This window comes from Actinoplanes derwentensis, assembly GCF_900104725.1.
Taxonomy (GTDB): domain Bacteria; phylum Actinomycetota; class Actinomycetes; order Mycobacteriales; family Micromonosporaceae; genus Actinoplanes; species Actinoplanes derwentensis.
The window spans coordinates 7,834,417-7,857,417 of the sequence record NZ_LT629758.1; the positions used below are offsets into that span (position 1 = coordinate 7,834,417).

At 67.7% G+C, this 23,001-nt stretch carries 22 protein-coding genes and 1 pseudogene; 9 read left to right on the forward strand and 14 right to left on the reverse strand.

Translation table 11 applies throughout. The features are described from left to right. Positions 1-152: 152 nt before the first annotated feature. The gene (locus BLU81_RS34720; RefSeq protein ID WP_092551036.1) at positions 153-1,382 is read left to right on the forward strand and encodes an IS110 family RNA-guided transposase; all 1,230 of its coding nucleotides are present in this window, start codon (positions 153-155) and stop codon (positions 1,380-1,382) included. Between the two features lie 189 nt (positions 1,383-1,571). On the opposite strand, the gene BLU81_RS34725 is transcribed toward BLU81_RS34720, so the two are convergent. The 4 genes from BLU81_RS34725 to BLU81_RS48795 form a co-directional block, all read right to left on the reverse strand. Next, positions 1,572-2,939 carry a hypothetical protein gene (locus tag BLU81_RS34725; protein WP_157751929.1) on the reverse strand — a complete coding sequence of 456 codons (1,368 nt, stop codon included), beginning with the start codon at positions 2,937-2,939 and terminating at the stop codon, positions 1,572-1,574. A 48-nt stretch (positions 2,940-2,987) separates the two neighbouring features. Continuing rightward, positions 2,988-3,512, reverse strand: coding sequence for a hypothetical protein (locus BLU81_RS34730; RefSeq protein ID WP_092551042.1), 525 nt, complete (start codon positions 3,510-3,512; stop codon positions 2,988-2,990). 6 nt (positions 3,513-3,518) lie between these two features. Beyond that, positions 3,519-3,812 carry a WXG100 family type VII secretion target gene (locus BLU81_RS34735; protein WP_092551045.1) on the reverse strand — a complete coding sequence of 98 codons (294 nt, stop codon included), beginning with the start codon at positions 3,810-3,812 and terminating at the stop codon, positions 3,519-3,521. A 61-nt stretch (positions 3,813-3,873) separates the two neighbouring features. Further along, positions 3,874-4,191, reverse strand: coding sequence for a WXG100 family type VII secretion target (locus BLU81_RS48795; protein ID WP_157751930.1), 318 nt, complete (start codon positions 4,189-4,191; stop codon positions 3,874-3,876). A 349-nt stretch (positions 4,192-4,540) separates the two neighbouring features. Between BLU81_RS48795 and BLU81_RS34745 the strand changes: the two genes are divergently transcribed. Together BLU81_RS34745 and BLU81_RS34750 are read left to right on the forward strand one after the other, a co-directional pair. Beyond that, positions 4,541-5,656 (forward strand): hypothetical protein, encoded by a 1,116-nt coding sequence (locus BLU81_RS34745; protein ID WP_157751931.1) that lies wholly within the window; start codon positions 4,541-4,543, stop codon positions 5,654-5,656. Positions 5,657-5,691: 35 nt separating this feature from the next. After that, a complete protein-coding gene (locus BLU81_RS34750; protein ID WP_157751932.1) occupies positions 5,692-7,422 on the forward strand; it encodes a hypothetical protein in 1,731 nt (576 codons plus the stop codon). Here BLU81_RS34750 and BLU81_RS48800 read toward each other — a convergent pair. The 7 genes and pseudogenes from BLU81_RS48800 to BLU81_RS34780 form a co-directional block, all read right to left on the reverse strand. Next, positions 7,395-7,607 (reverse strand): hypothetical protein, encoded by a 213-nt coding sequence (locus BLU81_RS48800; protein ID WP_157751933.1) that lies wholly within the window; start codon positions 7,605-7,607, stop codon positions 7,395-7,397. The two genes, BLU81_RS34750 and BLU81_RS48800, sit on opposite strands and share 28 nt — an antisense overlap. 33 nt (positions 7,608-7,640) lie before the next feature. After that, positions 7,641-9,515: a protein kinase domain-containing protein gene (locus BLU81_RS34755; protein WP_172890674.1), complete on the reverse strand. Its 1,875-nt coding sequence runs from the start codon at positions 9,513-9,515 to the stop codon at positions 7,641-7,643. An 89-nt stretch (positions 9,516-9,604) separates the two neighbouring features. Then, positions 9,605-9,844 (reverse strand): annotated as a pseudogene (locus BLU81_RS34760) (nucleotidyl transferase AbiEii/AbiGii toxin family protein); the annotation flags it as partial. Between the two features lies 1 nt (position 9,845). Continuing rightward, positions 9,846-10,199, reverse strand: a complete 354-nt coding sequence (locus tag BLU81_RS34765; RefSeq protein WP_092558055.1) for a hypothetical protein — start codon at positions 10,197-10,199, stop codon at positions 9,846-9,848. Between the two features lie 1,376 nt (positions 10,200-11,575). Continuing rightward, entirely contained in the window at positions 11,576-11,968 is a 393-nt protein-coding gene (locus BLU81_RS34770; RefSeq protein ID WP_157751934.1) for a hypothetical protein, read from the reverse strand. Continuing rightward, complete coding sequence (locus tag BLU81_RS34775) at positions 11,884-12,492, reverse strand: hypothetical protein (protein WP_157751935.1); 609 nt, start codon at positions 12,490-12,492, stop codon at positions 11,884-11,886. The genes BLU81_RS34770 and BLU81_RS34775 overlap by 85 nt, the downstream gene beginning before the upstream one ends. Beyond that, positions 12,489-12,809, reverse strand: a complete 321-nt coding sequence (locus BLU81_RS34780) for a PadR family transcriptional regulator (RefSeq protein ID WP_172890675.1) — start codon at positions 12,807-12,809, stop codon at positions 12,489-12,491. The genes BLU81_RS34775 and BLU81_RS34780 overlap by 4 nt, the downstream gene beginning before the upstream one ends. Before the next feature lie 351 nt (positions 12,810-13,160). Between BLU81_RS34780 and BLU81_RS34785 the strand changes: the two genes are divergently transcribed. The 3 genes from BLU81_RS34785 (at position 13,161) to BLU81_RS34790 (ending at position 16,755) form a co-directional block, all read left to right on the forward strand. Beyond that, on the forward strand, positions 13,161-13,589 hold the full coding sequence (locus BLU81_RS34785) for a hypothetical protein (protein WP_092551070.1): 429 nt from the start codon (positions 13,161-13,163) through the stop codon (positions 13,587-13,589). 105 nt (positions 13,590-13,694) lie between these two features. Then, positions 13,695-13,850 (forward strand): hypothetical protein, encoded by a 156-nt coding sequence (locus BLU81_RS48805; RefSeq protein ID WP_157751936.1) that lies wholly within the window; start codon positions 13,695-13,697, stop codon positions 13,848-13,850. A 601-nt stretch (positions 13,851-14,451) separates the two neighbouring features. Then, on the forward strand, positions 14,452-16,755 hold the full coding sequence (locus BLU81_RS34790; RefSeq protein WP_092551073.1) for a hybrid sensor histidine kinase/response regulator: 2,304 nt from the start codon (positions 14,452-14,454) through the stop codon (positions 16,753-16,755). Between the two features lie 206 nt (positions 16,756-16,961). On the opposite strand, the gene BLU81_RS34795 is transcribed toward BLU81_RS34790, so the two are convergent. Together BLU81_RS34795 and BLU81_RS34800 are read right to left on the reverse strand one after the other, a co-directional pair. After that, the gene (locus BLU81_RS34795; RefSeq protein ID WP_092551076.1) at positions 16,962-18,224 is read right to left on the reverse strand and encodes an EAL and HDOD domain-containing protein; all 1,263 of its coding nucleotides are present in this window, start codon (positions 18,222-18,224) and stop codon (positions 16,962-16,964) included. A gap of 202 nt (positions 18,225-18,426) precedes the next feature. Beyond that, positions 18,427-19,467 (reverse strand): helix-turn-helix transcriptional regulator, encoded by a 1,041-nt coding sequence (locus tag BLU81_RS34800; protein WP_092551079.1) that lies wholly within the window; start codon positions 19,465-19,467, stop codon positions 18,427-18,429. On the opposite strand from BLU81_RS34800, the gene BLU81_RS34805 reads away from it, so the two are divergent. Beyond that, the gene (locus tag BLU81_RS34805) at positions 19,423-20,469 is read left to right on the forward strand and encodes an alpha/beta fold hydrolase (RefSeq protein WP_231953644.1); all 1,047 of its coding nucleotides are present in this window, start codon (positions 19,423-19,425) and stop codon (positions 20,467-20,469) included. The two genes, BLU81_RS34800 and BLU81_RS34805, sit on opposite strands and share 45 nt — an antisense overlap. Before the next feature lie 20 nt (positions 20,470-20,489). Beyond that, entirely contained in the window at positions 20,490-20,735 is a 246-nt protein-coding gene (locus BLU81_RS34810; protein ID WP_157751937.1) for a hypothetical protein, read from the forward strand. A 50-nt stretch (positions 20,736-20,785) separates the two neighbouring features. Here the strand turns inward: BLU81_RS34810 and BLU81_RS34815 are convergent, their stop codons facing one another. Then, a complete protein-coding gene (locus BLU81_RS34815) occupies positions 20,786-21,601 on the reverse strand; it encodes a helix-turn-helix transcriptional regulator (RefSeq protein WP_092551085.1) in 816 nt (271 codons plus the stop codon). Between the two features lie 97 nt (positions 21,602-21,698). On the opposite strand from BLU81_RS34815, the gene BLU81_RS34820 reads away from it, so the two are divergent. Then, a complete protein-coding gene (locus BLU81_RS34820) occupies positions 21,699-22,961 on the forward strand; it encodes a serine hydrolase domain-containing protein (RefSeq protein WP_092551088.1) in 1,263 nt (420 codons plus the stop codon). Positions 22,962-23,001: the final 40 nt, after the last annotated feature.

The following is a 23,001-nucleotide window of genomic DNA, read 5'->3' on the forward strand; positions in this document are numbered from 1 at the left end:
CCTCGATGACACTGCCGCCCCCGGCTTCCCCGGAACCGCTGATCGATGACAGAGGGACGCGCCGTAGAGCGCCGGTTAGTGACCACTCGACTGTCGGTTCCTTCGCCTCCGCCTGGCTCCTGCCTCGTGCTGCGAGCAGGAAGGCGACGGGGTTGTCGCTGGAAGATGGACCGCTGTTCTTCGTCGGGATCGACTGGGCCACCACCGAGCACGCCGTGTGCGTGCTGGACCGGGCCGGCCGTAAGGTCGCGGCGTTCACCATCGAGCACACCGCCGCCGGGTTCGCCCGGCTGACCGCCCGGCTCGACAAACTCGGCGACACACAGCTGACGCCGGTGGCGATCGAGCGTCCGGACGGGCGCCTGGTGGACGCCCTGCTGGAAGCCGGGCACCCGGTGATGCCGGTCAAGCCGAACGCGATCAAGACCTGGCGCGAGGCCGAGGTGCTCTCCGGTGCCAAGTCCGACCCGGGCGACGCCCACGTGATCGCCGACTACCTGCGAGTACGCATCCACCGGCTCCGTCCCGCGGTGCCGTACTCCGGGCCCACCAAAGCGTTGCGGACGGTGACACGGACCCGAGGCGACCTGGTGGACGCCCGGGTAGCCGCGGTCAACCAGCTCGCCGCACTGCTGGACGCGCACTGGCCCGGCGCCAAGGGGATCTTCGCCAGCCTGTCCTCGGCGATCGCGCTGGCCTTCCTCACGAAGTACCCGACCGCCGCGTCGGCGGCCTCGCTGACCGAGACACGGCTCGCCGCGTTCTGCGTCAAGCAGGGCTACTCCGGCAAGAAGCCCGCCGCGGTCCTGCTGGCCCGCCTGCGCTCGGCGCCGGCCGGTACCACCGATCCCGATCTGGGTGAGGGAGTACGTGCGGCCGTGCTGGCCCAGGTCGGCGTGATCAACGCGCTCAACACCGCGATCAAGAACCTCGACCGCACCATCACCGAGAAGATGGACACCCACCCCGACGGGAAGATCTTCCGGTCCTTCCCCCGCGCCGGCACCGTCAACGCCGCCCAGATTCTGGCCGAATGGGGCGACGCCCGCGCCGCGTTCGACCACCCTGACGCCATCGCCGCGCTGGCCGGGATCACCCCGGTCACCAAGGCATCCGGCAAACAACGAGGCGTGTGGGCCTGCAACAAACGGCTCCGCCAGGCGATCACGACCTTCGCCGACAACAGCCGCCACGCCAGTCCCTGGGCCGCCGACATCTACAACCGGGCACGCGCCAGCGGCAAGGACCACCCCCACGCCACCCGCATCCTCGCCCGAGCATGGGTACGCGTCATCTGGCGCTGCTGGAAGGACCACACCGCCTACAATCCGGCCCTGCACGGCGGCAACCAACACCACACCGAACAGCAGCTCGCGGCCTGATTTAGATCGAGAGGTTGACACAGGGGGTGTCATCGCGGGTCCTTCCGGCCTTGGTGGTGCTGACACACGTCGTGGCTGTCCCGCCGAATCGGACAGGACAGCCACGGCACGTGACGCGATCAGTGCGTTGAGTCGGCGGCGGCGGCGGTGGGGATCAGGTCGTTCACCAGGTGGTGGTGCGAGGCGATATCAGGACCGGCCGATCACATCGGGTGGCAGGTTGGGGTCGGCGCCCCAGACCTTCTCGTCTTCGACCAGCCAGGTGCTGCGTTCGCGCTCCTGCTCGCCCTGGCCACCGGCGCCACCCATACCCGGCATCATGCCGCCGGGCAGGCCCGCGCCGTAGCCGGCCATCCCGCCGGCCATCCCGCCGGCCCCACCGGCACGGCCACTGCCGATGCCACTTGTGCCGAGACCCCCGCTGCTGCCCGTACCGAAGGAGCCGGCCCCGCTCCCGTACGAGCCGGTGCCATTCGTGCCGGAATATCCGGCACCGGAGCCGCTTGAGCTGTACGGGTCGTAGGTGGACGCACCAGTCGAGACGGTGCTCGGATCCCAGGCCGGCAAGCTACTGTTTCCGCTGCTCCAGTTGGCGGGTGTGCCCGAGTCGAAGGACCCCGCGTCCCAGCCGGTCGGGGTGCCGCCGCTGCTCCAGTTGGCGGGTGTGCCCGAGCCGAAGGAACCCGCGTCCCAGCCGGTCGGGGCGCCGCCTCCGGTGAAACTGCTCGGGTCGAAGCCGGTTCCCGAATTCGTGCTGCTCGGGTCGAACGATCCCGGGCTGCCGCTGCCGCTGCCGTCCCACGGCGTGGGGCCGAACTCGGAGTCGTCGCCGAGACCGAAGCCGTCCGAGTCGCCGAGTTCATCCGCCGCTTTGTACTGTTTGTCGTTCCAGCCGGACGGGTCGAACGACGGGTCATTCGAGTTCGGTTGGCTGACCGGATCCAGAGCCCCGGAGGCGGTGCGGATCTTCGTCTGCGTGTTTTTGTAGTCCTGCTGAAGCGCGCTGAAGACCTTGCCCATGTCGTCGTTCAGCAGGGCGACGATCTCCGGCCGGGACGACACGGTGACCGTGCCGTCCGAGTTGTTGCCGGCACCGGCGGTTACCGCCTGCTGTGCATGAAAAACATCGATGGCATTGAGCGTCTTCTGTGCCGAGTCCAGCTTGTTGGCCGCGTCGACCAGCGCCGTCACCATCGAGTTCTTGCCGCCGTCTGGGTCTGTACTGCCCATCTTTCCAGGCCATCCGGTAATGGACTGGTAGAGCTTCTCCATGACCTTGGCGTGGGCCGTCATCCGCTCAAGGAAGGCGTCGGCGGCGGTGCCCTGCCACACCCGGTCGGGGCCGGCGATGCTTTTCGCGGACTTATCGAAGATCGTGTGGCTGCGCTGCAGGATGTCAGCGGCCTTCTGGAAGGCGACCGCGGCTTTGAACAGGGATTCCGGCTCACAGTAGCCGTCGACCTTCGCATCGCCTTCGGAGTGACCGCAGACTGCCGCCTTGATCACCTTCCAGGCCGCATGGTCGTTGACTTCGCCGCCGTCATACCCTTCGGGCACATTGATGACGCTGACCAACGCTCTACTCCTTTCGTCCGGGGACCCGGCTCAGATCCTTTTCGTTCCGGCCGCAGTCTCGTCGAAGTCGCTGAGGGCGGCCCCCAACGCCTTCACGCCAGCCTCGGAGTTGAGTTGCTCGGCCGTCGAGTAGTCCTTGGCCAGTTGCTTCAGCGCGGCGACAAGCTCGGTCAGCGCGGGCGACATGTTCCGAAAGGCGTCGACGTAACTCAGAATCGAGCCGTGTTCGCTCTCGATCTTGAGTTTCAGCTCCTGGCTGGCCCGGAATCTGCCGGGGGCCACCTTGACCTTGTCGAGTTCCTGACGTACCTCGTCGACCTGTGACACCAGGCTGTTGACCTGTTCCGCGAACCAGATCAGCGCACGGCTGTCCACGGAGATGCTCGCGTCACCGGAAGCTGCCGAGAATGTGGGGACAGAAGTGTCCGTCGCGGGTTTCGGGGCCACGTAGCTTCCCGGTGTGGGCTGACCGTCCCAGGACTTGGCGTCCGGCTCCTTGTCCTTGTCATAGATGTCGCGCCAGGTGTTCGGGTCATTGAAGTACATGTAGGACATGACGGGTCACCGAGTCTGGAAGAGTCCGGAACCGTTGGTCTCCATGCGCTGGTAGTTCTCGGCGATCTGGGTCAGAGCGACCCGAGCATTCTGCAAGGCCTGCGGCATCGCTGCGGCCGATGCGTCCCACGCGGCCTTCGCGTGCGCGTACGCGGCCTTGGTGTCACTCTCCCAGCCGGCAAGATTTCTCTTGCTGTTCTCGTCGAGCGTGGCGAGCATGGCCCGGATCTGGTTGTCGATGACCTCGATCTGCTGCAGAACGGCGTCGGCGCGGCGCGGGTCGAAGGTGTACTCAGCCATGGTGCGGTCTCCTAGTGGGTACGTGCGGCGAAACAGCGGCAGGGGTAGGCGGGCCGGGCGACTAGATGCCCAGGCCCTTGGTCGCGGCACCGGTCGCCAGCTGGGTTGCGACCTCGCTGGTGGCACCGTATTTGCTGCCGACCTCTTCCAGCCGGCCACGCATACCCTCGAGCTGGCGGATGACGTTCTGGAACTGCTGCCCCCAGTCCTGCAGCGACCGGTTGAACGCGGTTGCGGCGGCGCCGGTCCAGGAGACGCCGAGCGTGCTGATCTGGCTCTCCATCTCGGCGAGCTGCTTGCGCGAGGTGCCGATCGCGCTCACGAAGTCCTCGTGCGCGCGCTGCAGGTCCTCGACGCGTACGGAAATCGGTGTAGTCAAGGTGACTCCTCGTTGGATGGGCGGTCGCCCTTTCGGCGGACGCAGACGATGAGAACAGAAAACGCGAATAGGTTTCAAGATGCCGGATGGGGGTACCACCGGGTAGCAAACCTGCAGTAAGTGGACGAGGTTGCGTAGTGGCTGCCCAGCCCGCTGGCGGAACCTGAAAAGGCATCGAAGATCACGTCGAGTGGATGCCTGCAGCAATCCGACCTCAATCGGACATCTGACAACATCGCGAAGGTCTGCACCAGACCGGAAGGTCTCTGCCCGGCGACTGGCATGGCCCCGTCTCGGCTCCCCGGCGTACTGCCCTACGATGCAGTTCGTCGACGTCCGGAGCGTGTCCATGTACAACACTGGCGAGCCACACCGCCGCGGCGTGGTGCCGCCGGTATCGCCCTCCAATCCGTCCGGTCCGACGCCGCTCGCCGCCCAGCGCATCGGTCGCCTTCTCGCCATCGGTGCCCAGGCGGAACTGGAATCGGTGCACACCCTGCTGACCGGTGTACGGGTGCCGGAAGCCGCCCTGTGCGTGATGGTCCTGGGCCAGGACCTGATCGACGCCGGTGTGCTTGCCGCCCACTGCCGCAACGCGGTCACCGACGGCTCCGTCGTGATCCTGGTTCAGCCGCGGAATCCGGGACAGCCGTCGGTACTCCTGGCCGACCAGTTGTCGCGCCTGCTCGACCGGGAAGTGTGGGCGGCCGACGGCCCGGTGACGATCATCCCGGGCGGTTCGCTCTACGTCGCCGACCCCGGCACCGACTGGTGGGCTCGGCCACCGCGGCACCCTGCCAAGGCACGGGGACGCCGCTTCCCGGTTCCCCGCTGGCAGCAGGTCGCGGTCACCGCCGGTCCGGAGATCGTCGAGATCCCGGCCGGATGGTGGCTGCCCGGCCCGCCGGTGACCGGTTCCGACGACCTGCCGTTCGCCGTCCCGCAGAACGACCGGCTGTTCACCGTGTTGCTCGGCGACGGAGCACCGCTCGGCGAACAGACACTGAATCTGATCGCGACCCTCCCCGCCGATCTGCGCCAGCGGTTGCTGCTCGCCCCGTACGGCGCGAGTGCCGCCCGGGTCGCGGCCCTGGCGCAGCAGGTCGCCGAAACATACGGGCACCCGGTCTCGGCGGCGACCGGCACTCCTCTGGTGCACCCCGACGAGCGGGTACACGCCACTGTGCTGGCCGGTTCCGAGGCGTGGTGCCGGCTTGCCGAACGGCTGGTGTACTCGCCGCAGCAACCACCAGTGGTGACCGCATGGACGCCGCTGTCATCGGATCTACCGGCGGCCGGTCGGGCGACCTACCCTTTGGCCGACGGCTGGGAAACCGAGGTGACGGCCTTCGGGCTGTGGCTGCGGCCCCGGGACGTACCGGCCGGAATCGCCGCCGCGGTCCGGTCCGTGCCCCCGGACGAGCAGCACCTGCTGGTCCGGGCCGGGGCCTCCGGGGGTCCCTGACGACCGCCCAGTTCTGGGCCGCCGCCCGGGAACTGTTGGACGGCCTACCGGCCGAGACCCGAGCCCGAGTCCGGCTGCAACTGCCGGCCGACACCGCCCCCGGCCAGGTGGCTCTGGCAGCCGAGGCGTTGCCCGCCGATATGCACGCCCACCAGGCTGGCTCCGACCCAGGCTGGTGCGCCATCGCCGACCTGTTCGGGCGCTCCGACTCGACGATGGCCATGACGCGGCCCCGCATCGCGGCCGGCGACGGCGTGCAGGTGGCTCGACCGATCGCGCCGGGAGTGTTCCGCTTCGACGCCGAGTCCAGGACGACCTCGCTGTTCGCCCCGGTGACCGAGCCGGCCATGCCGGACGCGGCGATGACCGTGACGCCGCGGACGGCCCCGGTCACCTTCGTGCCCCCGGGCGTCCCCGCCGCCGGGTCGGCATCCGTCGCACCGTCGCGGTCCGGTTCCGAGGCGAACTCCGGGCCCCGAGAGCTCCCGGGGCCCGCCGATCCATTCGCGGCTCCGGCCTCCCGCGGTGGGGCGGCGTCGACGGACAACCCGGCCGATGCGAAGGGCTCCGGAACACCGGCGCCTCGTCCCGGCCTAGACCCGGGGCACTCGATGGCCCTCTCGGCGTTCCGAAAAACCGAGAAGCCGCTGCCGGCTCCTCGGCCCGCCGTTCCCGAGCCGACTCGTCTCCACCCGGACATCGCACTCGCCCCAACCACCACACCAGCCCCTACCCTCGCGCCCACCGCGCCCTTCGGCGAACCCGAAACCTTCCCTGCCCCCGAGCCCTCCGACACGCTCACGCCAGTCCCGGCTCCCGAGCCCTCATCGACCCCGATCGCCGCGCCCGGTCCTCGCGTGCCCACCGACGCGCCAGAGAACAGCCCAGCCGCAACCCCGGAGTCGCCGCCTGTTCCCGTTCCTCCGGCCCCGCCGATCGCCGAATCCGCTCCCGCAGCCGAAACCCCACCTGCCACGGCGCCGGTGACCGAAAACCGCCCGGCCGTCCCGTCCTCCCCTGGGGCACCGATGCCGCTCCCGGACCGGCTGCGCTCGGCCGACCACCAGAGCCTTCCGGCCGAGCGGGAACGTCTGCGGGCCGCGCTGGCCTGGCGATTCGATTCACACGTGCGGGCGGTCACCCGGATGCTGGCCCGGCTGCCCGGTCTGCGGCCGACCGCCGACAAGGACGAGGCCCTGCTCACCGATCTGACAGCGGTACGGGCGGTCCTCACCGGCGACCGTTCGGTGGTTGATGAGGCGCTGCGCGGCTCCCGTCCCCCAGTGGACCCCGCGTTGATCTCCTGTCTGATGGCCGGTCTGCTACGCCTGCCGACCTGCCGCGCGCCGGTCTACCGCTATCAACCGGCCGCAGGAACCGATTACGTCACCGGTCAGGTGCTCGTCGAACCCTCGTTGCTGTCGGCGCGTGCATTCCCGCGGCAGACGCCCCCAGACCATCAGGAACTGGTCATCTGGTCGACCACCGGGCGTAGGGTCGAAGGGCTGGTCGACGCAGACCGGGCCGACGAGGTGATCTTCGCGGCCGGTGCCCGGTTCGCGGTGCTGGCCACCGAGCCGGGCCGGGTCTACCTCAGCGAGACCACCTCGGGCACTCCCGGCGATCGGGAACGGCGCATCCTGCAACGTCTTCAGCAGTACGTCACCCGGCGCCCGGAGCCGACGCAAGCCGCCGAGCACGGTGCTCTGCTGCTCGGCCTCGACGCCGGAGGGATGCCCTATCCGGTTCCGGGCATCGAGGCCTGAGCGGTGAGGACGGCCAGGTAGTTCGCCGGGAAGACGTGCTTGGTGAACTGTTTTCGGCTGTCACCGAGCACCACCGCCCCGGGCACCGGCGTCGTTCTGGACAGGTCCCGGTACCCGCGGCCACCGGCTTCGGCCCGGCGGCCGCGTTTCGGTCCGGACCCGTGCCGACCTCGCGTGGATGCCACGGGGCTTCGGGTAGCCGTACCCCGGCGTGATCCTTAATAGGTCCACTTCTGGTGGGCGGCGCCGGTGCAATCCCAGATCTGGGCAAGGGCACCGTCGGCGGTGCTCGCTTCGGTAACGTCCACGCATTTGTACGCCCACAGGCTGACCAGGTCGGACGAGGTGTTGTAATCCCACTGCTGGGCCACCGCGCCGGTGCAGGTGGCCAGGGACAGGGCGGAGCCGTTGTCGGTGCTGCCGATCTGGACGCATTTGCCGCGGACCCGGAGGGTGCCGTCGGCTGGATGAGTGAAGCGCTGACCGACAGCGTCGTTACAGGTCCAAAGCTGGATCCGGCCGCTGGTACCGGAAGCCTGCAGGCATGTCCCGGTGCCGATGCTCCGGAACGGGCTTCCGGACGCGGTGGGCGGCGCCTCCGTGGTCGTCGTGGCCGTGGCGGGCTTGGAGCTGGGCTTGGTACTGGGCTTGGTGCTGGGCTTCTTCGTCGCCCCGGACGAGGCGGCCGAGCCGGTCGGGCTGACTCCGGGGGCGGCGGTGGCGCTGGGGCGGAGGGGCCGGGACTTGGTGGTGGCCGGCCGTGGCGTGCCGGCGCTGTCTGCCACGCCGGGCGTCGAGGCTGTCCAGGCCGCTTGCGGCTGCTGCCGGTCCGGGTCATCGTTCATCAGGGGGTACGCGATGAAACCGGCCATCAGCAGCAGCGCCGCTGCCTGCAGTCCGGCAAGAACAGAGAGCCTGCGTGCGCGAGGACGCTCTGGCTGCGGAAGCTCCCTGGTGGCCGGCTCGGTCCCGCCGGGTGGGGGGCCTGCCGGGTCGATCGGCGCCACAACGGTCTGCGCGGCATCTGCGGGCGCGGGGCCTTCGAGCGCCACGACGACGTCCGTGGTCACGGGCGTCGAAGCGGTTACCGGGACCGGGACGGACAGCGCCGCGGGTGCGTCGGTGGTGGCGGGATTCGGGGTGGAGGTGCCGGAGAGAAGGGCCGCGAGGTCGACGGCGACCGCCGGTGAGCCGGGTTGGGTGCCGACCGGCCGCCGCAGGATGGCGAAGGTGGGTTCCGTGTAAGGAGGCACGTCGGCGGGCGGTGGGGAGCCGGGAACGGTTGCCGCCAGGAGCAGGCTTTGGGCAGTCTCGGCGTCGGCACGGCGAGCGGGATCGCGCTGGAGCAGAGCGGTGAGGGCGTGGCGGAGGACGCCCGCCCGTTCGGGCGGGTCCGGCAATTCGGTGGCCAGGGCGGCCAGCGTGGCCACCGGGGACGAACGGACATAAGGCGGACGGCCCTCGACTGCGGCGTAGAGGGTCGCACCGAGGGACCAGAGGTCGGCGGCGGGGCCGATCTCGCCGTCGAGAGCGCGTTCCGGGGCGATGTACTGCGGGGAGCCGAGGATTACGCCGGTACTGGTCATGGCGGCGTCACCGGCAGCGGTGGCCAGGCCGAAGTCGGTGAGTACCACCCGGCCGTCGTGGGCGAGCAGCACGTTGCCCGGTTTCACGTCACGGTGCAGCAAGCCGGCACGGTGAGCGGCCATGAGTGCGGCCAGCACGCCCAGGCCGACGCGGGCGACCTCGTCCGGTGCCATCGGGCCGTCGGCGCGAAGCGCGTCGAAGAGCGAGCGGGACGGGACTAGTTCCATGACGATCCACGGATTTCCGCCGTCGAAGATCACGTCGTGGAGGCGGACCACGTTGGGGTGGTCGAGGGCTGCGATCGCGCGTGCCTCACGGATGGCACGTTGCCGAAGTGCCTGCAGCTCCGGCTCGATCAGCCCGGCCGGCGGAACGAGTTCCTTGATCGCCACGTCGCGGGCGAGCAACTCGTCATGGGCCGCCCAGACGCGGCCCATGCCGCCTTGGCCGAGTTGACCAACCAGGCGGTATCGTTCAGCGATCAGCTGGGGGCGACTGTCGGGCACTTCGGCATGATATCGGCGGCGCAGTTGCGTTGTTCGATCGGGCGACGCGTTCGGCCTGGCCTGCGGTGGTTCAGATCTGCGGGACCTGGTGTGTCGAACTGTTGGGTGACCTCGACGGTGTATCCGTCGGTGGCGAAGGCATCGACGACCGCGTGGACCGCGACGGCGAATTCGTCTCGGCGTTCCCATGCGGTGAACAGGTCGACGTCTTCGCTGGGCCGAGCCAGGATTCCGTGGGCCTGTACGGCATAGCCGCCGGCCAGGGCGAATCCGTATCGGCCGGCTACACGTAGCCCGATCTCGGCCAGTCGGAGATGGACGGGATCCACCTCAGCCGGCCAGCCTTTCTGGAGGTGCCACCAGTTCGGGTAGACGGGCCTGCCACAGCAGTCTGAGCCGGGCGGGCAACCACAGGGTTGGCCACAGCCGCATTAGCGTGGCGCCATCGAGCCAGCGGCGAAGGTCGGCGTCGGTGGCGGCCTGGTTCAGCACCGTCTGGTACATCACTTGGAGATCACCCGGGTCGTTCAGGTCATAGGTGCTGTCCCCGGACCAGTCCAGCCACCGGTCCAGGGTAACCAGGCCGCTGGTCGGACCGCGCAGGTCTGCCAGGCTCTCGGCAACGGTGTAGCTGCGCTGGTCGACATACCGTGCCCCAGTCGGAGCACCGCTCATTCTCGCCATGACCACACCTCCCAGCTTCGATCCTACGCGGCGGGCAGGCCATTCCAGCGGAGCAACTCAGTCCTTGCGGCTACCGCGCTGCCGGGCTGCAACCGGGTTCCGTGCGCATCGGTCTTATATCACCCTGAGTAATGGTTATTAGGTCAGGATGCCAGCGACCGCTGGCATTCGAGTCGAGGAGTCGCAGCTCGCGTGGTGCCTCGTGGATCCCGTTCGTGGTGGGAGATTCTGGCGGCAGGACTGCCTCGCCGCTACCCTTGATTCTCATTATACGAGATGCCTGGATTGACAGTATCCGATTCTTGACGAGTAGCACTAAATCGGGCACCATTTGGAGGTACTGAAGCCGTTGCTCGGAGATGTCGAAGTGGTCCTGAGCGCTTCTGATTGGGATGCTGACTACGGATCAGAAGGTTAGGGGTTCGAGTCCCTTCGGGCGCACAAACGATCAAGGCTGTGACCAGCAGAAACAAAGGTCACGGCCTTCTTCTTTCCCATTTTCGGCTCCGATTTTCCCACGAAGTAGGACCGTGGTGATCGGATGGTGATCGCGTGTCGCAAACGTGTTCCGTCCATAGTGGAATGTGGGGTTGGGCAGGACTTTCCCCACGCGAACCGCGGCCCGACCCGTAGCCCGCACCGATCACTGTGCGTGACTTCTTCGGGATGTTTGTCATCCCGGTCGGCTGCCACCGGGCCGTGCATGCCGTGCCTGGCGCGAGCCGGTGGCCGGCACAGGGCGAGCCGTCTGCGGGTGCCGGGACAATGTCGCGTCGCCGTAGTCCGGTGTGTATCCGGTGGCGACGGCGGTCGCCGTGGATCCGTATGCGAGGGAGCTGGCGTCACCGCGGTGTGGTGATGGCTGCGGACGGTGGGCAGCCCGTCCGGCTGTGCCGCGAACATCCGTTTCACGAGGCTGCCCCGGGCGGGCCTGCGCCGGATCCGGCGCCAGGTGGGTTGCCGCCGGATCGTGCTCGAGTACGTGGACCACTTCAACAATCGCCGCCCGTATCAAGGCCGTAACAGTTGCCACCGATCCACGACCAGGCCGTCGTCATCGCCATGGACGCTTCGGTGCGGCGCCGGCAACGCCTCGGCGGCGTGATCAACGAGTATCGCCGGGCAGCCTGATGCGATCTTCAAGATGCCAGCTCACAGCCATGTGCGGGATTTTGGCACGGTACACGCGCTTCAGCCGAGAGGATCCGTGTCGACACCAGCCCCGTAGTCTCGGTGATCAAAGATGACCGTGACCAGCGTGGATGAGGTTTCGGCACCCACAACCCGCACAGTCATGCTCCGTTCCGTGGGAGCCCGGAGGTGAGATTCCTTCGGGCGACCCGACCCTCGCGGCGTGGTGTCACGGAAGCGCATATCTATTGATCCTGTTTGATGTTCAGGGTTCGAAGGAAGGCGAGCAGGGTATCCTCGACGGTTATCTCGCGACCAGAAAGGGAATGGCGAACCGCCTCCCGGTCAACCTCGAAACCGGCCTCGCGAGACCATTGTTCGATCAGAACGAGAATTTGCTCGACGGTCTGTTCCAGTGGGGGAATTCCGAATTCCTCAGCAACTGCGGGATGCAATCTGGTGTGCCAGTATGTTCCAGCCGGGCTGTTGGCTTGAATGTCGGCCAGATCGCTGTCGAATACGAAAACCTCCATCGCTGGAGCGCCGGTGGCGTTCACCAGTTGTTGCAAGAGGTTGTCGGGATCCCCGTCGAGCCAGGCCACGCGCCAGTTGTTCGCGAATTCCACTTCGTCGAGCACCGGCACACCGCCCAGGGCCGGCGACGTAGCAAGTGATGTCGCCGAGCGCGCAACGAATATTGTTCCAGAGAAGCCCATCGGATTATCAGCCACTTCGGTGTGCTCTCGAGCGGCCAGACTGTGCTCTGGTCGATGGGCCCGGTTCCTTCGGTACTGCCCAGGTGGTAGGCAATGAGGTAGCGGGCGGGGACCCAGAGCAGCCAGCACAGGATCGGCCAGGCCATGCCGTAGAGCAGGATGCGGGCCAGTGTCGCCTGGACGCCGGCCGGGACCTCGGTGGCCGGGGTCTGGTGGCGGCGGATCGCGGCGTGCAGGCTGGGTAGGGTGCGGGCGGCGCCGATCAGGTAGCGCCGCCGGGCGGCGGGATCGGCGTGGGCCATCGCCAGCAGGTCGCCGGCCCATTCGCCGCGTTGGCGTGCCCGGAAGTCGGCCGGGAGCAGCAGGCACAGCAGCGAGACGACGGTGTTGTCGACGGGACGCAGACCGGTGGTCGCGGTGGCGGGCGTCGATTCCATGGCGCTCACCAGGCGAGCTTTTCGGTGGCGGGCCGAGACTTGCTCCGCCGGGCGGCTCTGGCCAGTGACTCCTGAGCCGCCGTGACGCCGGCCGGGGTGAGCTGGTAGTAGCGGCGTCGGGGGCGTCCTTCGGCGTGTACGTCGATGTCCTCGTCCCGGCTGCGCAGCCACCCGGCCGTCTCGAAGGCGACCAGGATCGGGTAGATCGTGCCCGGTTCGAGCCCGGCATGGTGGGCGAGGTCGAGGCCGTAGCGCTCGAGGGCGGGGTCCTTTAGCAGGGCCTGTAACACCAGAACCCGTGGCGTGGTCAACCGTAGAGCTGCCATGTCCGTACTCTATACAGCTAGTCCTAGTTCTATATAGGGGCTATTCGCGTCACCGGCGCGGTGGGACTGCCGTCGTCGGCGCACGCTCGGGCCGAACCGGCGCGCGATCCCCTGCGCGACAGGAACGTCACCGGCGGGCATCGGTCATCCGCGCACACGACAGTGGACAACACCGTCGACACTGCAGACCTCGGGCGGCAACTTCCGAGCCGGACTGCGTATTCACGAATGTGATCATCGCTGACCGGCTCAGCGACGGTCCGGACGTGGCGGAACCGGAGAAGCCACGGCACAACCTGCTGGGCACTGTGCCCAGCGCTGATTACTCGAAGCGAAGGAACAGGAAATCTGATGCGTCTGCGTACCCACGCCTTCGTCGCGCTCACCAGCGCCACGGTGCTGGCCTTGACCGGTTGCAGCTCGTCGACCGGTGCGTCGACAGCGGCACCCGTGACCAATCAGGCGCCCGCCGCTACGGGTGGGGCCCCTTCCTCCACCCCGACCAGCGACCCCGGCGACGGCGGTTGCCCGGCTCCGGCGGCCACTCTCGAAAAGCTGATGAAGCTGGACGCCGGTTTCCGGATCGACAAGTCCAGCATCAAGTGTTCCCAGGGCTGGGCCGTCGCCGGCATCATCGCTGCCGACAAGGCCCAGCAGGGCGACGGGCAGTTCCTGTTCAAGTTCTCCGACTCCACGGAGACATGGACGTCGAGGGGCGAGGGAAGTTCATTCGACTGTGCCACGTACGACATCCCGAAAAGCACCGGCTTCTGCAGCTGAGAGACATCCCAGGAACTCGACTGCCGAGCAACGGCTTCGACGAGGTGGGGTCGTAGTCCAGCAGAAGAATCGACGGACATCGCTGACCAGGGAGAGTAGGCCGCGGTGGGCGGGCAGCTCTACGGGCCGGACGGGCTGGGCGAGCTGCGCGGAAAACCGAAGCGGGTGGAACTGTCGAAAGCAACGCCCGACCCGGCGGTGGGCCGCGAACTGTGGGCGCGATCCGAGGCGTACACGGGCATGACGAACAAGATGTTCTGACTATTTCCGTATACCGCTGGCTGGCCCGTAACTTTCGATGATCGGGTCGGCCGGGACGGGTTCGCTTCCTCCCGTCCTCCCGTTGTGCGGTTGAACGAGACCTGTCGGAACGCGGAGCCGCCACACTCGTCCGGTGGTCTCGCTACTCGATCGATTTTGCGATGGTCGTCCTCTTCCCGCGGGATCCGAGGTCACCTCACGAATGGCGGCTGCCGTACTGGGAAGGGTCTATTTTCGACTCAGTCCCGGTCCCGCGGGGCCGTGCGCTGACCGCTTGAGAGCGGCCGGCTCAATGTGTTTGGCGTTAAAAGCACTTTCATGCCACAGATTATGTTTGTAAGGGCCTGCCACGTTTCGCCGGACCGATCCGTTCGTCCTCGTCGGGGTCCTTGCCGTTCTTGCAGGTGTGCCCGTCACCTACACCTACTGAGCCATCCCGGTCCAGTCGATCAGGTCATCGGTTGCGGGGTCACCGCGCAGATCGGGCCGACGCCAGGGGCAGGGTGATGCGAAGTCGGCCGAAGAGCGCCGCCGGGCTGCCACCCGGTGTTAGGTGGTGGGTAGCTGATGAGTCTGCTGTTCACCAAATGGGGATGACCTCGTGAAGAAGCTGCCGGACAGGATGGGCGGTGCAATCGACAATTTTGTCGAGGCCCGGCCTGCTACGGGACACGCGTTGCTGGTGGGCACGGCGGTGGCAGCGGTCACCGCTTTGGCGGTGACCGACATCGTTTTCGGTGTCGACAACGCGGCGGTGGGTCTGCTTGCGGTCGGTCCGTGTCTGGCTGCGGTGGCGGCGGGTTCACGGGCGGTCGCTGGGGTCGGTGGATATGCGTTGCTGTGGTCGATCGGCCTGACGTGGGGTGCCGGCGAGACGATGATTTCGGCGCTCCACGTGCAGAGCGGTGTGGCGCTGGTCGGGGCCACGGTGCTCAGCGTGATCGTTGCTCATCGGCGTCAGGTGCTTCAGGCGGCTGCGGCGAAGGCTGAGGCGGGACGCCGGATGCTGGCCGCGGTGGTCGAGTGTTCCGACGACGCGGTCATCGCGATGAACCTGGAGGCGACGATCGAGTCGTGGAACTCCGGGGCGCAACGGATGTTCGGCTACCGCGCGGACGAGGTGATCGGCACGAACATCGCGATCATCACCCCCCGTGCGGGGATGACGAGCCTGCCGGCCCTGTTCGCCCGCATCCGACGCGGTGAGGTCACCGGTCACTATGAGACCCGGGCGGTGCGCCGCGACGGCACCCGGCTGGACGTGTCGGCGAGTTTCTGGCAGTTACGAGATGCCACCGGTGCGGTCTGCGGCGCGGCGGCGAGTTGCCGCGACATCACCGAGAGCAAGCGTGCCGGGGAAGCCCAGCGGGTGCTCGCCGCCGTGGTGGACGGCTCCGACGACGCGATCGTGGCCAAGACGCTGGACGGCACGATCACCGCATGGAACCCCGGCGCGCAGCGCATGTACGGCTACCGCCCGGACGAGGCGATCGGCCGCAACATCACCCTGATCACGCTGCCGGAAGAAAGCGCCGAACTCGTCGGCATCCTGGCCCGGCTGGCCGACGGGGAGCACATCGACCACTACGAAACCCGGCGGGTACGCAAGGACGGCACCGTACTCAACGTATCGGTGAGCATCTCCCCGATCTGCGACGACAACGGCACGGTCACCGGTGCCTCCGCGATCACCCGTGACATCACCGACCGGATGCGGGCGGAGGCCGAACGCCGCGACCTCGCGGAACGCTCACAGCACGCCCAGCGGCTGCAAAGCCTGGGACACCTCGCCGGCGGGATCGCCCACGACTTCAACAACCTGCTCGCGATCATCCTGAACTACAGCGCCTTCATCATCGACGTCAGCGACACCGGCGATGCCGTCCGCGCCGACGCGCAGAAGATCCGCACCGCCGCGGAACGGGGCACCGCGCTTACCCGTCAGCTGCTCGTCTTCGCCCGCGGCGAACCCGCCTCGACCCGGCGGTTTGACCTCAACACCGTCGTCGCCGACGCGCAGAACCTGCTGGAACGCACCATCGGCGCGGACATCACCCTGATCGCGAGGCCGGCATCGCACCCTGCAGTGATCAACGCGGACCGCGGTCAGATCGACCAAGCCTTGCTGAATCTGGTCCTCAACGCCCGCGACGCGATGCCCGACGGCGGCACCTTGATCATCGAGGTCGGCACCACCGACCTCGATGACACCGCGATCGACCTGCAACCAGCCCTGCCCTTGGGCTCGTACGCACGGGTGCTGGTCAGTGACACCGGTGTCGGGATGAGTCGTGAGGTGACCCGGCACATCCTCGAACCGTTCTTCACCACCAAACCCAAGGGCCGGGGCACCGGTCTGGGCCTGGCTACTGTGTACGGCATCGTCACCCAGGCCGGCGGCGGGCTCAACATCTACTCCGAGGTCGGCATCGGCACCACCATCCGCCTCTACCTGCCCCTCGCCGACAACCCCGCGACCTCCGCCGAGACTGCCGAGCCCGATCTGGCACCGGACGGCACCGGGCAGGTCATCATGGTCGTCGATGACGAAGACGCCCTGCGCGCCGTGATCCAACGGGCCCTGAACGCCCACGGCTATGCGGCGCTGACCGCGAGCGGCGGCGCCGAAGCCCTGTCCTTGCTCGCCGACCACCACGTCGACCTGCTGCTCAGCGACATGATCATGCCGCACATGTCCGGACGCCAACTCGCCCAGCAAGCCCGCCAACGGTTCCCGGACCTGCCGGTGCTGTTCATGTCCGGCTACAGCGACGGGCAGCTCACCGACCAGCAACTGATCACCAACGCCGCCGAGTTGCTGCAGAAGCCCTTCGTCACCGCCGACCTGCTCCGCGCCGTCCACACCTGCCTCACCGGCCAACACCCGACGGCCGGCATCCGCTGAGCGGCCCGGCACCCACGCTCGGCCACCCCCACGGCGCCGGGATGGACCCCGGCATCGACTGCGCCGCGGCCGCCTGACCCACCTGGCGGGCACAGCGCCGCCGAACGACAGGCCAGAATCCAGCTACCGGCACCTCGCCAAGCTCGATATCTGCACCCAGCTCGGCCGGCGCGTCAGCAGCCCGTGGTCCCAGCGTCTGGCGTTCGTCAGTCTTGAACGGCTGACAGAAGCTGATTGGACCAGCGCAGTAGGTGCAGATAGGTCGGTCCGAGATCGGTCAGCGGCACCGGGGCCTCCGCCAAGGCCTCGATGTCGCCCGCTTCGTAAGCCTCGACAGCGTGCAATACCCGGTTGAGCGGGCTCTCGGCATCGCCGCGCAGAGCCGCCGCGACCTCGTCGGCCAGGGGCATCTGGTCGGCGAGGTCGGCTCGGGGCATGCCGAGCAGATCAGCGACGCCGGTGAGCAGGCCGAACAGGAAGGCCGTTTCCGGTACGACCGCAAACGTTGATGCCAGGCGGTGGCAGAACCGGCCACGGACCAGGGCCTGGGCCAGCTGGTCCTCGGAAGCGCCGGTGACCTCGGTGGTGATCATGAGGGCGGCCCACTGACGGATGCGGGCGATCCCGAGCAGGACCACGGCCTGCGGTACCGACGACAGGCGTTGCGGGAGGCCGGCTGCGGCGCTGTTGCTGGCGCGCAGTACGCGCATCGCCAGTGCCGGGTCGGTACAGATGAGCTCGCAGACCCGCTCCATGTCCGCTTCGGCGGCGTACATCAGCGCCAGCAGCTCCAGCCGGCGCAGGTTCGACGTCGACAGGGTGGAGGTCGTCAAGACGTGCGGACGGCTCAACGCGTACCCCTGCCGCAGTTCGCACCGATGCCGATCGGCCAGGGCGAGGTGCTCATCGGTCTCGAGCCGCTCGGCGACGAGCTGGATCTGCGGATACTGCCGGCAGACCGCGACGGTGTGCTCCAGCTGCGAGAGGTCGCCGTCGAGCATGTCGAGCTTCACGTACGACGCCATCCCGAACAGCTTGTCGTGGCCCAGGCCCCACACGAAGTCGTCCAGCGCGATGCGGTACCCGGCCTCGACCAGGGCGGTGACCCCGTCGAGCACCTTGTCGTCGATCGTGATCGACTCCAGGACCTCCAGCACCACCTGCTCCGGCCCGAACGGCAGAGCCAGATCACCGACGAGAAATTCTCTGGTCATGTTGATGAAGCACAGCCGGTCGCGTACCACCTCGGGCAGGCCGAATTCGGTGAACGTAGTGACGATGACCTGACTGGTGGCGTACGTGCCTCGTTGGGAGGCCTCCACCTCATCCATCCGGCCACGGAACAACAGCTCGTAGCCGACCACGACGCCCTGAACATCGAAGATCGGTTGCCGGGCGACGTGTACCAGTTGGGTGATCCCCGCAGCCGGATGGCACGGTGTTCCGGAACTGCCAGCTGTGCCCTGCATGTTTTAGTCTCCCGCCGATGCAAGGTGGCTCACGCGGCCAGCCCTCTCCTCATAGCTTGCCTGATCGCGACGATGTTCGTGGCACGTCGGACGAGCAGCTAAAACGATCCTCAGGGCAGACCGCTGGCCGAGGCGGCGCAGAACCTGCACCAGACATCCGCCGACCGGGTAGGCCCTGTCGATTTCGGGACCTCGGTAACGGCTACTGCACCCGCCCACCCGAACCCGAGTTCATCGGTGCTGTTGAGCCCGATGACCTCGGTTGTCGCTTCGCCGTACGACGACCGTGCTGGTCTTGGCCGTATCGCTCGACGAGCGCGTTGCCGATCGAGGCCAGGTGGTCTCGCACACCCGGAGGGCCGGTCACCTCGATCCATTCGACCAGTCCGGCAAGCTCGCCGGCGAGTATGTATTCGTCGTTGCCGCGGATCACGACCTCGATGCGGCCGTCGGTTCTGGAACCTCCCACCTCGAGCCGACTGCCGAACCCCATCCGGAGCACGCCTATCCCGTGGGGCGCGCATACCGCCTGAGCCTCGAGGGGTGTTCGTTTGCGGTCGACCTCGTCCGCGATTGCGCGCCAGCTCTCGGCAAGGTCGAAGTCCTCGGGCCGGTGCACGGGATCGCCGGTCGGGTCGACAGCGGACACGCGGTCGATCCGGAAGGTCCGCCGACCGGCCTCGGTGGTGGCGACGAGGTACCACGACGGGCCTTTGGCGACGATGCCCAGCGGATGGACGGTTCGCTCGGTTTCGGTACCTTCGCGGTCGACGTAGCCGAGCCGGACCTGGACGCCGCGGATCACCGCGTCCTGGAGGTCGTCGAGGAAGCGAGGCGGTCGGGGTTCGATCCGGCTCGACCCCCATCGTTGCGGATCCATGACGAGCGACGACGCTGCCGCCTCGGCCTGCAACCGGAACGGCTCCGGCAGGGCATGGACGAGCTTGCGCAGCGCCGCTTTCACCGCCGGCGTCACGGACGAGGCAGGGCCGGCGACAAGGAACAGGGCGCGGGCCTCACCCGCGGTCAACCCGGACAGGTCGGTGCGGGCGCCGCCTACGAGGCGCCAGCCACCGCCTCGGCCCTGCATGGAGTACACCGGGACGCCTGCCATGCCAAGGGCGTCGAGGTCGCGGCGGGCGGTGCGCTCGGAGATCTCCAACTCTCGGGCGACCTCCGCCGCGGTCACCTGCTCGCGATGTTGCAGCAGAAGGAGGATGGCCATCAACCGGTCGGCTCGCACTCCGACAACACTTCCGCAAAAACCGGTCAGGAGGTGACCGGTTTCGGTCGGCAAGATGCCGGCATGACAATTGATTTTCCCGAGCCCACCCGCGTTTCGGTCAACGGTGTGGAACTCGAAGTCTTCGAAGCCGGCCGGCAGAACGCGGGGAACCCCATCGTGCTCTGCCACGGCTGGCCGGAGCACGCCTTCTCCTGGCGCCATCAAATGCCCGCCCTCGCGGCAGCGGGCTACCACGTCATCGTCCCGAACCAGCGGGGTTACGGCAACTCGTCCCGCCCGGCCGAAGTCACCGACTACGACATCGCACACCTGTCGGGCGACCTCGTCGCACTGCTCGATCACTACGGCTACGACGATGCCACCTTCGTCGGCCATGACTGGGGTGCAGCCGTCGTCTGGGGCCTGACCCTGCTGCACCCGAACCGGGTCAACAAAGTGATCAACCTGAGCCTGCCGTACCTTGAGCGTGGAGAAATGCCCTGGATCGAGGTCATGGAAGCCGTGCTCGGCCGCGACTTCTACTTCGTCCACTTCAACCGGCAGCCGGGCGTCGCGGACGCCGTGTTCAAGGAGAACACGTTCCAGTTCCTTCGGAACCTGTACCGGAAGAACATGCCCCTCGCAGAGCCCCAGCCGGGAAATGCGTTGATCAACCTCGCCAGAGCGAAAATTCCACTCGGTGAGCCCGTCATGAGTGACAGCGAACTGGCTGTCTTCGTCTCCGCCTTCGAATCGACAGGGTTCGCGGGCGGAATCAACTGGTACCGCAACCTGGACCGCAACTGGCTCCTGCTGGCGGACGTGGACCCGATCATCCGGCAGCCCACCCTCATGATCTACGGCGACCGCGACACGGTCGCGAGGGCTGAAAGACTGCCGGAATTCGTGCCGAATGTGGACGTTGTCAGTCTGGACTGCGGTCATTGGATCCAGCAGGAGAGGCCGGAGGAAACGACCGAGGCGATTCTGAAGTGGCTGGACCGGCGGGATGCCGCCTAGCGTTCCTGCAGGAGATATTGATGACGGCGTACAAGGGGCGTGCCCAGCGGTTGGAGCTGGAGGTGTACGCGAACGGCAAGTGCCGCGACGCCGGCGCGGAGTACTTCACGCTCGCAGCGAACGGTCGCTCGCGGGTGACCCTGGGCCCGCCGCACGACAAGGGACTGCGCCTGCGAATCCGGTCGTCGTACGTGCGGACCTCCTCGGGCGACACCCTGAACGCCACGACCATCGGCAGCTGGGCGTACGTGACCTTCACTTCCTAGCCCCAGGGCTGCGAGAGGGCTCGACGGGCTGATGAGCGGGCGCCCGCTCATCAGCCCGTGATGTCGCCCAGCCGACCGGAGGTGACCAGGTTGCTCAGGTCCTTGCCGTTGCGTGCGGTGAAGACGAGCATCCGCTGCCGCCGGTCGTGGCTGAAGATGACCTCGCAGTCGAAGTCCACCCGGCCCGCCGTCGGGTGCAGCAGTGACGTGGTCTCCTGACGGCAGAGGCGTACGTCGTGGTTGTCCCACAGGCCGCGAAATTCGGTGCTTTCGGCCAGCAGCGTAGTGATGATCTGCTCGGCCTCGGTCGGATCGGGTTCGAGGTCCGCCGCGGCCCGGACGCTGGCGGCGAAGGTCGCGCTCTGGGCCGCGTGGATGTCTTCGGGATAGCTGCTGCGTTCCTCCGGCATCATGAACCACCGGAAGTAGCCGCTTCGGGCCAGACCCGTGTATTGCGTCTGGTCACCGAAGAATTCCAGGCAGAGCCGGTTCTGCAGCAGGGTGTGGGCCAGGTTCGAGATGACCATCGCGGGATTCCTGTCGAGCGCGTTCAGCACTCGGCGTAGGCCCGGATCGACCCGGTCGAGTTCCTCGGTCTGCTGGGGCGGGTTGTGGCCGATCAGGTGGAACAGGTGGTCGCGCTCGTCAACGGTCAGGTCAAGTGCCCGAGAGAGCGCCGACGCCACCTCCGGTGATGGTCGAGGGCCGCGCCGCTGCTCGAGTCGGGTGTAGTAGTCGATCGAGATGTAGGCGCGCTCGGCGACCTCTTCACGCCGGAGACCACGGGTTCGGCGGGTTGTGCGGAGAGCTGGGGTGAGGGCCGCCCGGCGCTGTCGCAGGAAGTCTGCCAACTCGTCGCGGTTCACTTCGTGATCTTAGGCATGAGCCAAGGGACTACCGATCCCTGGTACGTCCCCGCACCGGATGGCACCGTTCGGTGTCTTGCGAATGAGGAGAGATCGAGTGGGGCTCAGAGTTCAGGTGCCGTCGGACATGGTCCGTGGTGATGTGGAGCATGGATACGGCCCGGTCGCCGATGCGTTCCGGCGCAACTTCGAGCAGGGGCGAGAGATCGGCGCTGCCTGTGTCGTCTATCGCGACGGCCGGAAGGTTGTCGATCTGTGGGGCGGTTACCGCGACGGTGTGACCCGCGATCCGTGGGAACACGACACGATGGTGCCGGTCTTCTCAACGAGCAAGGGTGTGTCGTCGATGGCGGTCGCCGTGCTGCACGCCCGCGGGCTGCTGGATTACGACGAGAGGGTGGCCACCTACTGGCCCGAGTTCGCAGCCGCCGGCAAGGCCGAGGTCACGGTTCGTCAGCTGCTGTCGCACCAGGCGGGCCTACCGGTGATCGACCGCCCGCTCAACCTGACCGACCTGTCCGGCTCGGCGACCCTGGCCGCGGCCCTGGCCGAACAGCGGCCGGCGTGGACACCGGGTGAGCGGCACGGCTATCACGGGCAGACACTCGGCTGGTACGAGAGCGAACTCGTCAGCCGGATCGACCCGCAGGGCCGCCACCTGGGCCGATTCTTCGCCGAGGAGGTGGCCGCGCCCCTGGACCTCGAGTTCCACATCGGCCTGCCGGAACACGCCGATCGCAGGCGCATCGCCCGGATTCACGGCTTCCGGACCTGGGAGATGATGCTGCACATCACCGCGATGCCACCAGCCTTCGCCTTGGCGTTCTCGAATCCGTGGAGCCTGACCGCCCGCGCGTTCCAGAACCCGCGGGTGCTCGGCGTCCCGGAGAACATCAACCGGCCCGACGTGCAGGCCGCGGAGATCCCGGCGGTCAACGGTATCGGCCAGGTGGGATCGATCGCGCGGCTCTACGGCGATGCCGCCGCCGGTGGCGCCGGGCTCGGGCTCACCGCGTCGACGCTCGACGCACTGAAGAGCCCAGCGGAAGCGCCGTCCCGGGGACTCGCCGATCAGGTGCTGCGCCTGCCCTCCCAGTACTCGCTGGGATATGTGAAGCCGTTCCCCGCCTTCCGGTTCGGATCCTCCTCCGGCACAGCGTTCGGGACGATGGGCCTGGGCGGCTCGTTCGGGTTCGCCGACCCGGACACGGGTATCGGCTTCGCCTACGCCATGAACCGGCTCGGCTTCCACCTATGGGACGACCCGCGCGAGGTGGCGCTGCGCGAAGCCCTGTTCGTCGACGTGCTCGGTGAGATGCCGCAGCGACCCGACGCCACGAGGGCGCGCCCTCGGCGTTGAGTGGCGTCTCATCGGTCACGACGCCGGTAGTGGTCGGTCA